Origin of the sequence: Micromonospora sp. NPDC048842 (assembly GCF_040649935.1) — a bacterium.
Taxonomy (GTDB): domain Bacteria; phylum Actinomycetota; class Actinomycetes; order Mycobacteriales; family Micromonosporaceae; genus Micromonospora; species Micromonospora hortensis.
Window position 1 is genome coordinate 1 of sequence record NZ_JBEZGK010000021.1, and the last position, 12,941, is coordinate 12,941.

5 protein-coding genes are annotated in these 12,941 nt (G+C 73.5%); all 5 read right to left on the reverse strand.

The window, feature by feature from the left end:
- A partial coding sequence (locus tag AB0C19_RS25020) for an amino acid adenylation domain-containing protein (RefSeq protein WP_357189189.1) occupies window positions 1-5,192 on the reverse strand: 5,192 nt, incomplete at its 3' end.
- A complete protein-coding gene (locus AB0C19_RS25025) occupies window positions 5,189-10,249 on the reverse strand; it encodes an amino acid adenylation domain-containing protein (protein WP_357189191.1) in 5,061 nt (1,686 codons plus the stop codon). The genes AB0C19_RS25020 and AB0C19_RS25025, both read right to left, overlap by 4 nt.
- Window positions 10,250-10,282: 33 nt before the next feature.
- Window positions 10,283-10,495: an MbtH family NRPS accessory protein gene (locus AB0C19_RS25030; RefSeq protein WP_357189193.1), complete on the reverse strand. Its 213-nt coding sequence runs from the start codon at window positions 10,493-10,495 to the stop codon at window positions 10,283-10,285.
- 39 nt (window positions 10,496-10,534) lie between these two features.
- Complete coding sequence (gene sbnB, locus AB0C19_RS25035; RefSeq protein WP_357189195.1) at window positions 10,535-11,530, reverse strand: 2,3-diaminopropionate biosynthesis protein SbnB; 996 nt, start codon at window positions 11,528-11,530, stop codon at window positions 10,535-10,537.
- Between the two features lie 80 nt (window positions 11,531-11,610).
- Entirely contained in the window at window positions 11,611-12,930 is a 1,320-nt protein-coding gene (locus tag AB0C19_RS25040) for a condensation domain-containing protein (protein ID WP_357189197.1), read from the reverse strand.
- Window positions 12,931-12,941 lie beyond the last annotated feature (11 nt).

The window sequence follows — 12,941 nt, forward strand, 5'->3', positions numbered from 1 at the left end:
GCATGCGAAACCTCCACACCCTTAGGCCGACCCGTCGACCCCGACGTGAAAATCACATACGCCAAACCACCCACCACATCCACCCGCGACACCGGCGAAACGGGCCGGGCGTCGATGGCCGCCCGGTCGTCCGGGTCGTCCACAACCACGGTCCGCACGGCGAACCGGTCCGCGTAGGCGCTCTGGGTCACCGCCACGCGCACGCCGGCGGTGCCGACCATCGCGGCGATGCGCTCAGCCGGGTAGGACGGGTCGACCGGCACGTACGCGCCGCCGGCCTTCCACACCGCCAGCAGCGCGGTCATCAGCTCGGGCCCGCGGTCCAGCAGCACGGCCACACGCGACTCGGCCCGTACCCCGCAGCCGCGCAGGGCGTGAGCCAGTTGCGTGGCCCGGGCGTCGAGCTCCGCGTAGGACATCGTGCCGCAGTCGAAGCGCAGCGCGGTCGCGTCCGGCTTCCCGGCGACCTGGGCCTCGAACAGCTGCAGAACGGTCAGCGGCTCCACCTCCACAGCCGACTCGTTCCATCGCACCAGAACCCGCTCGCGCTCCTCCACCGACAGGTACGACGCCAGCGCATCACCACCGGCACCCGCCGCCATCGACTCGAGCACCCGCCGGTACAGGCCCACCAGGGACTCCGCCGACTCGCGCGACAGGGCGTGGGTGTCGGTGGTCAGGGTGATGTGCCCGACTCGGGCCGAGACGGCGAACGGGAACTCCGTGGGGCTGTCATCGATGCTCGCCAGATAGTCGACCAGCTCCCGGTCGACCTGGTGGAAGTCGTGGTAGCTGAACCGGACGGTGAGCAGCCGGTCGACACCAGCCGCGCGCTGGATCTCCGACATCGGGAAGCGCCGGTGCGGCCACAGCTCCACCTCGCGGGCGAAGACCCGGCGGACGAGCTCCTCCCACGTACGTGCGCCGCGGTCGAAGGCGAACGGGACGGTGTTGAGGTACATGCCGTACACCTCGTCGGCGCCCGAGGCCTCCGGCCGGCCGTTGCACACCAGGCCGGTGACGAAGGACTCCTCCTCGGTGAGCACGCTCATCACCTTGAGGTGGGCGGAGAGCAGCACGCTCTTGAGCGAGGCGCGGGCGGTGACGGCCAGCTTGCGCAGGCTGTCCTCCAGGTCGTGCCACGGTACGGCGACGCGGTACTTCTCCCGCGGCTGCGACGGATCCCCCGCCCACGCCTGCGGCAGGGTGAACCGGGCGTACCCGTCCACGATCGACTGCCAGTAGCCGCGCTCCTCCTCCGACGCGAGCGATCGTCCTTCCGCGGCGATGAAGTCCGCGTAACGGACGGCGGGCACGGGCGGCTGCGCGAGCTCCGAGCCGGTCCGTAGCGCGCGGTAGACCTCGATGATCTCCATGATCAGCGAGTGGCAGCTCCAGCCCTCCAGGATCGGGTGGCACTCGGTCGCGGTCAGCCACCACGCGCCGTCGTACTCGTGGGCGCAGATCCGGAACAGCGGGGGCACGGCGAGGTCGAAGAGCCTGCCCCGCTCCTCGGCGGTGAACTCCCGCAGCGAACGGTCGAGCTCGTCGGCGTCGAGGCCGCGCAGGTCACGAACGGCGACCGGCATCTCCGCGCTCGCGTGCACGACCTGCATGGGCACCGAGTAGCCGGTAAGGTCCAGCGAGGTCCGCAGGATCTCGTGCCGCTGCACGATCAGGTGCGCCGCGCGCCGCAGGGCGTCCACGTCGAACGGCTCGTCGTCGCGGACCCGGAACGACGTCACGTTGTGGTAGACGTGCAGCGCCGTGTCGTTGAGCATCTCGACGACCATGCCGACCTGCGTCTGGGCCATCGGGTACGCGTCCACCGCGTCCACCGGCAGCTTTGCCCGGTCCGCCTCCCCGATGAGCTCGAACGGGGCCACGACGAGGTCGAGCTGGTCCAGCGCGGGCCGGCCGGTGAGCAGCTCCGCCAGGCCCTCGATCGTGCGGTACTCGAACACGTCACGCACGGCGATGTCGAAACCGGCCGCGCGCAGCTCGCCGACCAGCGCCACCGCCCGGATCGAGTCGCCGCCCAGCTCGAAGAAGGGCTCGGTGACGCCGACCTGGTCGAGACCGAGCACGCGGGTCCAGACCTGGGCCAGCCGCTCCTCGGTGACCGTACGCGGGCTGACCTGCTCACGGCCGCCGAGCACGGTGTCCGCGTCCGGCTCGGGCAGCGCGGCCTTGTCGAGCTTGCCGTTGCCGGTCAGCGGGATCGTGACGACCGGCACGAACGCCGACGGGACCATGTACTCCGACAGGGTCCGGGACAGCGCGGCCCGCAGCGCGGCGCGGTCCAGTTCGTCGCCGGTGGCGGGCACGACGTACGCGACCAGCCGCTGGTCGGCGCCCGTGCCGCGGACCACGACGACCGCGTCGTGCACCTCGGGCAGCTCCACCAGCGCGGCAGCGATCTCCCCCAGTTCGATCCGGAAGCCACGGATCTTCACCTGGTCGTCCGCGCGGCCCAGGAACTCCAGGCTGCCGTCGGCACGGCGGCGCGCGAGGTCGCCGCTGCGGTACAGCCGGGCACCGACCGGGCCGTACGGGTCGGGCACGAACCGCTCGGCGGTCAGCGCCGGGCGGCCCAGATACCCGCGGGCCACGCCCAGGCCACCCACGCAGATCTCGCCAACGACGCCGGTGGGGACGAGGTTGCCGGCCTCGTCGAGCAGGTGCACCCGCAGGTCGCCCAGCGGGGACCCGACCGGGCTGCCGGCGTGCGGGTCGAGGTCGGCCGCGGTGAGCCGGTGGTACGTGACGTGCACAGTGGTCTCGGTGATGCCGTACATGTTGATGAGCTGCGGCGCGTCGAGCCCCAGCCGTTCCGCCCACGGCCGCAGCTCGGCCGGTTCGAGGCGCTCCCCGCCGAAGACGACCGCGCGCAGGCTCAACGCGTCCAGCCGCGGGTCGGCGGCGAGCGCCACGAGCGAGCGGAACGACGACGGCGTCTGGTTGAGGATCGTGACGCGCTCGGCGACCAGCAGGTCGAGGAAGTCCTCCGGTGAGCGGGTGACGTCCTGCGGCACGACGACGAGGCGGCCGCCGTGCAGCAGGGCGCCCCACAGCTCCCACACCGAGAAGTCGAAGGCGTACGAGTGGAACAGCGTCCAGACGTCACCGGCGGAGAAGCGGAATTGTCCGGCGGTGACGGTGAACAGGCGCAGCACGTTGGCGTGGGTGACGCCCACGCCCTTGGGCTTGCCGGTCGAGCCGGAGGTGTAGATGACGTACGCGAGGTCGTCCGGCACGGCTCGCGGCGCCGGGTCGTCGCACGGCCGGTCCAGCAGGGAGGCGGTGTCCGCGTCCAGGACGAGGGTCTCGCCGTCGTGCACCCCGCCGAGCTTGCCCGCGTGCCGCTGCTCGGTGACGACCATGGTGACGTCGGCGTCGGCGAGGATGAAGGACAGCCGGTCGGCAGGCTGGGCGGGGTCGAGCGGCAGATAGCCGGCGCCGGCCTTGAGCACACCGAGCAGCGCGGGCACGAGGTCGGTGCCACGCTCTAGGCTCACCGCGACCAGTGCGCCGGGCCGGACACCAGCGGCGACCAGGTGGTGGGCGATGCGGTTGGCGCGCTCGTTCAGCTCGCGGTAGGTCAGCGACTCACCGGTGTACGTGACGGCCGACGCGTCCGGGGTGCTGCGGGCCTGCCGCTCGAAGATCTCGACCACGGTGGCAGTCACCGGGGTGGTCTCCGCGGCGGAGGGCGCCGCGGCGAGCAGGGCCAGCTCCTGCGGCGCCACCAGGTCCAGATCGGACAGACGGGTGCCGGGATCGGTGACCGCGGCACCGAGTAGCCGGATCACGTGGTCGATGAGGCGTCCCATAGTGGACTTGTCGAAGAGGGCCGTCGCATATTCCAGGCGGCCGCCCAGCGAGCCGTCGGCCGCCTCGTGGAGCTGCAGGTCGAGGTCGAACTTCGCGCCGCCGCCGGTGCCCTCGTACGGGGCCGCCTCCACGCCGGGCAACTCGAACGCGGTGGCGCGGTCGCCGTGCATGGTGAGGGCCACCTGGAACAGCGGGGTCCGCGACAGGTCCCGCTCGGGCTGCAGCTCGTCGACCAGGCGGGCGAACGGCACGCCCTGGTGGTCGAACGCCTCCAGCACGGTGTCGCGCACGGCGCCGAGCAGCGTGGCGAACGACGGGTCGCCGTCCCAGCGGCCGCGCAGCACAAGGCTGTTGATGCCGTACCCGATGAGGTCCTGGACCTCGGGGCGCACCCGCCCGGACACGACGGTGCCGACGGGGACGTCCGCGCGGCCGCTCCACCGGGCAAGCACCGCCTGGTACGCGGCCAGCAGCACCATGAACGGCGTCGCGTCGTGGCGCGCGGCGAGGTCCCGCACACCCGTCATCAGCTCGGCGGGCAGCGCCAGCGGCACCACGGCACCGGCGCCGTCGCGGCGGGCCGGGCGGGGACGGTCGGTGGGCAGGTCGAGGTGGGGCAGGTCGACGAGCTGCCCGCGCCAGTACGCGAGGTGCCGATCGAGCGCCCCGGCCGAGAGCTGCTCGCGCTGCCAAGCCGCGAAGTCGGCGTACTGCACGTCGAGCGGCGGGCGCGGGGACCCGGCACCGGCGAGCGCTGCGGCGTAGTCCTCGCTCAGCTCGCGCCCGACGATCTCGATCGACCACGCGTCGAAGGCGATGTGGTGAAAGACGATGGCGAGCAGGTGCTCGTCCTCGGCGAGCCGGATGAGGCGGGCACGCACCGGCTGGTCCTCGGCGAGGTCGAACGGGCGGCGCAGGTCCTCCTCGACGAACGCGAGCGCGGCGGCCTCCCGCTCCGCCTGGCTGCCCGACCCGGAGAGCACGCTGAGCCGCAGCTCCGCCGCACCGGTGCCGTCGACGACCTGGGTGACCTCGCCGCCGTCCATCCGGTAGCGGGTGCGCAGGATCTCGTGCCGGCCCAGCAGCAGGCGCCACGCCTCGCCCAGGGCGGCGGTGTCCAGCCGACCCCGCAGGCGCACGACCAGCGGGACCAGGTACTCCGAGCTGTCGGGCTCGAGCCTGTTGAGGAACCACATCTGCTGCTGTCCGTACGACAGCGGCAGCGGCCCGGAGCGGTCGGCGCGCTCGATGGCCTGGCGCCGGCGGGTGGTGGGCCCGCCGGCGAGCCGCCGGCGCAGCAGCTCCTCCCGCGCCTCGGACGTGCCGGCCGCGGTGGGGTGGTCAGAACCGGTGCTCATCTGTCGCGCTCCTTAGCCGTCAGTTCCTCGCTCGCGATCTCGCTGTCGGAAAGCGCGGCGATCTCCGCCCGGATGCGCTCCTCGACGACGGCCGCCAGCTGGGCGACCGTCGGGCCCTCGAACACAGTGCGGACGGCGAACCCGATCTCGAACTCCTCCTGGATCCGGGAGATCAGCCGGATCGCGAGGATCGAGTTGCCACCGATGTGGAAGAAGTTGTCCTGCGCGCCGATCCGCTCGAGGCCCAGCAGCTCGGCGCACGCGGCGCCGATGCGCTGCTGCACCGGCCCGGACAGCGGCACGTACCCGCCGTCACGGTCGCTGCCGTCCGGCCCGGGCAGGGCGCGGCGGTCGACCTTGCCGTTGGCGGTCAGCGGAATGGCGTCCAGGGCGGTGAACGTGGCCGGCACCAGATAGTCGGGCAGCGTCCGGGCGCAGTGCCCGGCCATTTCGGTGACCGGTCCGCGGCCGGGCTCGGGCACGTAGTACGCGGCCAGCTCGGTCTCACCCGCCGCGGAGGTCACGGCCAGCACCACGGCCTCGCGCACGTCGGGGTGGGTCAGCAGCACGGCCTGGGCCTCGCCGGGCTCGACGCGGTAGCCGCGGATCTTCACCTGGTCGTCGGCGCGGCCAAGGATGACGACCTCGCCGTCCGGGCCGCGGCGCGCCAGGTCGCCCGTGCGGTACAGCCGCGAGCCGGGCGGGCCGAACGGGTCCGGGACGAAGCGTTCGGCGGTGAGGTCGGGGCGGCCCGCGTAGCCGCGCGCCACACCGGTGCCGCCGGCGTACAGCTCCCCGACGACGCCGGGCGGGACCAGCCGGCCGTCCGCGTTCAGCACGTACATGACCATGTTGGGCAGCGGGTGGCCGATCGGCAGCACCTCGGCGTCGATGGTGGCCGGGACGGGGTAGATGCAGGTGCCGACGGTCGCTTCGGTGGGGCCGTACTCGTTGATGAGCAGCACGTCGGGCGCCGGGCGCCGCCACCGCAGCAGCGTCGCCCGGGTGAACGCCTCCCCCGCCACGACCAGCACCGGCGCGAGCTCACGCGCCTGCGCCGGGGTGAGTTGCAGCGCGAGCACGTCCAGGTGTCCCGGCGTGAGCTTCACGAAGCTGAATGCGCCAGCGCCGGCCAGCGTGCGGCCCAGGTCGGCCAGGTCGGCATCCTGCGCGACCAGGAAGACCCGCTGACCGCAGATCAGCGGGGCCCACAGGTTGGGCACCACGAGGTCGAAGGCGACCGAGGAGAACAGCGGCGCGCCGCCGTCGCCGCGCGACGCCAGCTCCCGCGCCGCCCAGGCGACGTGGTTGACCAGGCCGCGGTGGGTCACCTCGACGCCCTTCGGGCGCCCGGTGGAACCCGAGGTGAAGATGACGTAGGCGAGGTCGTCGAGGGCGGTGTCGCGCGCCGGGGCGGTTCCCGGGTACGCCTCCGCCTGGTCGAGCAGCACGAGGTGCGGCACCGAGAACAGGCCCGCGTGGCTTTCCTGCGTCACCACCGTGTGGGCGCCCGCGCTGTCCAGCATGGACGCGATGCGCTCCGCCGGGTACGACGGGTCGAGCGGGACGTACGCCGCCCCGGCCTTCCACACCGCGAGCAGGCTGGCCACCAGGCCCGCGCCGCGGTCGACGAGGACACCTACCCGGGCCTGGTCCGCGTCTGCGGACCGTCGGCCGGCGCCCTGCTCGCGCAGCCGGTGCGCGAGCCGGTTGGCCCACCGGTCGAGGTCCGCGTAGGTCAGCCGGACATCGCCCTCGACCGCGACCGCGCCGGGGGTCCGGGCGGCCTGCGCCTCGAACTCGGCCAGCACGGACAGTTCCTGCGCGGGGTGGTACGAGGCGTTCCAGGTGTCGAGCAGCAGCGTGCGCTCCTGCTCGGAGAGCAGCTCGACGGCGCCGAGGGCAACCGTGGGCGCCCCGGCGACCTCGCGCAGCAGGGTCACGAAGTGCTCCGCCATACGGGCCACCGTGGGACGGTCGAAGAGAGCCGTCGCGTACTCCAGCACCCCGTCCAGGGCACCGTCGGCGGTGCGGCGCATGAACAGCGAGAGGTCGGTCTTGGCGACCTGCCACGCGGCGACGAACGAGGCCATGTCGTCGTCGTTCGTGGCGACGCTGGTGACTCCCTCGCTGTGCAGGTCGAAGGCGACCTGGTAGAGCGGCGTACGGGACAGGTCGCGCTCGGGCTGCAGGTGGTCGACCAGCACCTCGAAGGGGATCTCCTGGTGCAGCATCGCCTCGCGGACGACGTCGCGGACCCGGTCGAGCGCGGCGGTGAACGGCAGGTCGCCGTCCAGGCCGCAGCGCACGACGAGGGAGTTCAGGAAGAACCCGACCGTCGAGTCGACCTCCTCGCGGGGGCGGCCGGCGACCGGCGTGCCCACCGCCACGTCCCACTGCCCGCTGAACCGCGCCACCATCGCGGCGTACGCGGTGAGCAGCGTCATGAACAGCGTGGCGTCGTGCGAGCGGCCCAGCGCGGCGAGGCGCTCGGCCAGCTCCGGGTCGATGCGCAGCGGGACGACGGCCCCGTGCGGGTCGCGCTCCGCGGGGCGCGGATGGTCCGCCGGCAGCTCCACCGTGGGCAGGCCGTCCAGGGCGGTACGCCAGTACGCCAGCTCCTGCTCGACGTACGCGGGGGTCAACCGCGCGGCCTGCCAGGCGCCATAGTCCGCGTACTGCACCGGGAGCGGGGCCAGCACCGGCTCCCGGCCCTCCTGAACGGCGGCGACCAGCTCGCGGATCTCACGTTCGAGCACCACCGTCGACCAGCCGTCGGAGGCGATGTGGTGCATGGTCAGCAGCAGGACCTGGCCCTCGGCGCCGAGCCGGGCGAGCAGGGCCCGCCACAGCACGCCCTCGGCGAGGTCGAAGCCGAGCTGGAACTGCTCGGCGAAGCGGTCGCCGAGCTGCTCCGGGACCGTGTCGACGACGCGCACCTCCACCGGCGCCTCGCCGGGCGCCATGATGATCTGGCGCGGCTCGCCGCCGTCGTCGGTGTAGCGGGTGCGCAGCGCCTCGTGCCGCGCCGCGACCGTCTGCAGCGCGCCTCGCACCACCTCGGCGGGCACCCCGGCGGGAAGCCGCAGGAAGAGCGGGGCGACCCATTCGGGGCTGCCGGGGTGCATGCGGTCGAGGAACCACAGCCGCCGCTGCCCCGAGGACAGCGGCAGCGGGCCGCTGCGAGGGATCGGCACGATGGGTGCGCCGCCGTCGCGGAAGGCCGCCTCGATCGCCGTCTCCGGCGTGGCGGCGGGCTCCGTGCTGCCGGCGATGAGGCGGGCCTGGGCCTCGACCGTGGTCGCGGCGAACAGGCCGCGCAGCGCGATTTGCTCCCCCGTCGCGTTGCGCAGGCGTACGGCGAGCCGGGTCAGCTGCAGCGACGTGCCGCCGAGGGAGAAGAAGTCGTCGTGGACGCCCACCTTCTCGGCCCCGAGCAGCTCCGCCCAGACGTCGGCGACCAGCTGCTCGGTTTCGGTGCGCGGGGCCACGAAGCCCGGCTGCGCGGCGGCGAGCTCGTCGAGGGCGGGCAGCGCGGCACGATCGATCTTGCCGCTGGTGGTCAGCGGGAACTCGGCCACGACCCGGAACGACGAGGGGATGTGGCTCTCGGGCAGCCGGTCGTGCAGGTACGTCCGCAGCTCGTCCGAGGCGACCGGCTCGCGGGTGGTCAGGTACGCGGCGAGCCGCTTGCCCCCGTCGGGCGCCTCGGCGGCGATCACGGCCACGCCCCGTACGGCCCGATGGGCGGCGAGCACTGCCTCGATCTCGCCGGGCTCGATCCGTACCCCGTTGACCTTGATCTGCTGGTCCAGCCGGCCCAGGTACTCCAGCGTGTGGTCGCTGCGCCAGCGCACGGCGTCGCCGGTGCGGTAGAGCCGGGCTCCGGGCGCTCCGTACGGGTCCGGCACGAACCGCTCCGCCGTCAGCGCGGGACGCCCGAGGTAGCCGCGGGCAACGCCGGCGCCGCCCGCGTACAGCTCGCCGGGCACGCCGACGGGCACCGGGTCGCCGGCCGGGTCGAGCACCATCACGCGCAGGCCCGACAGCGGGCGGCCGATGGGCACCGGTCCGGTGGTCAGCGCGGGGTCGGCGAGCTGGGCGGTCACGTCGATGGCGCACTCGGTCGGGCCGTACGTGTTCCACACCGTCAGGTCGTGGCCGAGGCGTTTCCGGACGCGGGACACCAGTTCGGCGTGCAGCGGTTCGCCCGCGGAGAACAGCAGGCGCAGCGCGGCGCACCGGCTCCACAGCTCGGCGGGCTCCTCCGCGAGCAGCCGCAGCACCGAGGGGACGACCTGGAGGACGGTCACGTCGTGGCGCGCGACGGCCGCCAGCATCGCGGCCGGGTCTCGCTCCGCGCCGACGGGCGCGGCGACGACGGTGGCTCCGGCGACGAGCGGCGCGGCGATCTCCCAGACCGCCGCGTCGAACCCGATGGAGGTCTTGTGCAGGACGCGGTCCCCCGGCCCGAGGCCGTGCGCGGACACGGCCCAGTCGACCCGGTTGGCGATGCCCCCGTGGGTCACCGCCACCGCCTTCGGGCGCCCGGTCGAGCCCGAGGTGAAGATCGCGTACGCGAGGTCGCCCCCGGCTGCGGCTACCGCCGTGAACTCCGGCTCGTCGCCGTCGCCGGGCGCACCGGGCTGCAGGACCTCGGCGCCGGCGGAGCGCGCCGCGGACTCCAGCTCCGGGGTCACGAAGGCCAGCTCGGCGCCCACGTCGGTGAGCAGGGCGGTGAGCCTGGCCGGCGGGTTGCCGGGGTCCAGCGGGACGAAGGCCGCCCCGGCCCGCCACGTGGCGAGCAGCGCCACGACGAGGCCGACGCCCCGCTCGAGGCACACGCCGACCAGCGATTCGGGGCCGGCCCCCCGCTCGCGCAGCAGCCGGGCGGTCCGCCCGGCCGCGGCGTGTAGCTCCCGGTAGGTGACGGAGCGTTCCGCGTCCACGACGGCGATCGCGTCCGGTGTGCGGCGAGCCTGCTCAGCGAGGCGCGCGACGAGCAGGGCTGCGGCGCCGCTGCTGCCGGCGGCGACCGGCGGAAGTTCGGTGGTCACGGGCACTCCTGTCCAGGTGGCGGGCGATCGGGATTACGCGGCGCTGTCCAGGCGCTTACGCAAGCTCAGCGGGCGCATGTCGGTCCACACCTCGGCGATGTGCTCCAGGCACTTCTCCTTCGGGCCATCGAAGCCCTCGGCGCGCCACCCGGCCGGCACCTCACGGTCGCTGCGCCAGATGGAGTACTGCTCTTCGTGGTTGAGCACGACGAGGTAGGTGCGGTCGTCGGTCGCGTCGGCGGTCATGGTTCGCTCCTTGTGCGGCTAGGGATGACGCATCGGTGGTCAGGGCAGGAAGTCGTCGACGCGGACGCCGAGCGAGGCGGCCGCGGCCGTGCGGCGCACGAACTCGGCCAGCGCGATGTCGAGCACGCCGAGGCCGAAGGGTGAGAAGACGACGGGGCGGTACGGGTCGCGGGTCACCGTGGCGGTACCGCGCAGCAGCGCGCCCAGCGACGCGGTCACGAAGTCACGGCCGCCGGTGCTCTGCTCGGCCAGGTGCAGCGACGTGCGCTCGCGGCAGACGTGGTCGGCGTCGTCGACGACGTTGGTCGCCGCGAGGATCGTCGGGACGGTGAGGTCGCGCAGCGACACGTGCAGCACGGTGGTGTCCGGCGGCGAGGCCGTCAGGTCCATGTGCGGCTCGGCGGCGGTGGTGGCCAGCGACACGAGCCGGTGCCGGCCGACGAGCTCGACCGCGGTCGCGGCGGTGGTCACCCGCAGCGCGGGGAACTCCGCGGCGCACCGGTCGACGAAGGCGGCGGCCCGCTGCGGGTTGGTGTCGAAGCAGACCGCCTCGGTCAGCCCGGGCAGGGTGACGGTGAGGAAGCGCAGGATCTCGTGGTTGATGACGCCGCAGCCGATCAGACCCACGGCGGACGGCGGTGCCTCGGTGGTGAGCTCCCGGGCGGCCAGGGCCGCGCTCGCGGCGGTGCGCCGCGCCGAGACGACCGCGCCCTCGACCAGCGCCGCCGGGCGCCCGTCATCGAGGGAGTTGAGCACGATGGAGGCGCTCGCCCGCTCCCGCCCCCGAGCGACGTTGCCGGGGAACGAGGCGATCCACTTCATGCCGGCAGCGGGCGCCGGGCCTCCGGCGTACGCGGGAAGCCCGATGATCCGGTCCCGGCTGTGCGTCTCCTCGGGAAAGCGCAGGAAGATGGAGTGCGGTACGGCGGACTGCCCGGCGTCGTGCAGCCGGTAGGTGTCGGCGACGAGGTCGACGATCTCCTTCTCCCGGCCGGCCAGCACCGTCTCCACGTCCGCGCGCCGAAGGATCAGCATGGGGCTCCTCTGTCGAAGACCATCTCGATGAGCCCATCCTGCGGGGGGCGGCTATACCGGCCCTATACGAAGCGGAAGCCTTACGCGGCACCGGATCCGAGGCTCAGCAGGAACGCCAGATCGTTCTCGGCGACGACAGCGGGGCGGGTCACCGGCTGACCCGGCTCCTCGACCGACGCCTCGACCATCAGCCGGTAGATCCCGGCCAGTCGCTCGACCGTTTCCGGCAGGAAGAGGTCGCGGTTGTACCGCAGCAGGGCGGTGAACCGGGAGCCGCTCTGCAGCATCTCCACAGTGAGGTCGAGCTGGCCCTCCTGCTGCGGGACGTCGACCAGCTCGAGGTCGAGCCCGGCGTGCCGGACCGGCCCGTCGAACAGCCCCGGCACGGGCAGCCGGTCCGCCGCCACCAGCGTGAAGGTCACCGGCAGCGGCGGCAGGGCGTCGCACAGCTCGGTCGGCAGCCCGTTGTGGGTCATGCCGGCCAGCATCTGGCGCGCGGCCGCGGAGATGACGTCACCGAACGTCGGGGTCGCCTCGAAGCGGGCGGCGATCGGCAGGATGTTGACGTAGTACCCGACCGCGTCCCGGCTTCCGGGCACCGACCGGGTGGTGGCCGGGCAGCCGACGAGGAAGTCGGTCCCGCACCCGAAGCGGTACAGCGCCGCCTGGAACGTGCCGAGCAGCCACGCGAACGGGGTGATGCCGTGCGCCGCCGCGGACGACTGGACGCGGGCGCCCAGCGTGGCCGGCAGCTCGAGGGTGTGGGTGGCGCCGTTGAGGGTGCGCTGTGCCGGGCGGGGGTGGTCGCTCAGCAGCTCGGCTCCGGCGAGGGAGGCGCAGACCGTACGCCAGTGCTCCCGGGCGCGCTCGCCGCGGGCGGAGGCGGTGAGTTGCTGTTCGGCCCGTACCCGGTCGTCCCACGGCAGGACTGCGGGCAGGGACGCGCCGGGGTCCTCGTACAGGCGCAGCAGGTCGCGCATGAGCAGCCACTGCGACGTCGCGTCGGTGACGAGGTGGTGGGCGGCGGTGACGAGCACCGCGTCGCCGGGCGCCCGCGTCAACAGGACCACCCGGAAGGCTCCGGAGGTTTCCAGCGCGAACGGCTCCTCACCGGCGCGCCTGGCCAGGTCGAAGAGTTCGGCGTCGCTCGCGCCGGGCACGGGCCGCACGTCGAGCTGGACACTGTCCGCCGCACGCAGCGCGCGCACGTGCCGGCCGGCCGCGGTCATGGTGAAGGTGGAGCGCAGCAGCTCGTGCCGCTCGGCAAGCGCGGTCACGGCCCGTTCCAGGCGCGCCCGGGCGAGCGGCGAGCGCACCCGTACGGCCAGCACCACGTTGAAGGCGGAGCTGTGCGGATCGAGCTGGTGGGCGAGCCACAGCGCCTCCTGTCCGGCGCTCATCAACATCGGAT

Coding starts and splice junctions, on each gene's coding strand:
- AB0C19_RS25030 (WP_357189193.1), bottom strand. CDS start 10,495: ATGACCGCCGACGCGACCGACGACCGCACCTACCTCGTCGTGCTCAAC.
- sbnB (WP_357189195.1), bottom strand. CDS start 11,530: ATGCTGATCCTTCGGCGCGCGGACGTGGAGACGGTGCTGGCCGGCCGG.
- AB0C19_RS25040 (WP_357189197.1), bottom strand. CDS start 12,930: ATGAGCGCCGGACAGGAGGCGCTGTGGCTCGCCCACCAGCTCGATCCG.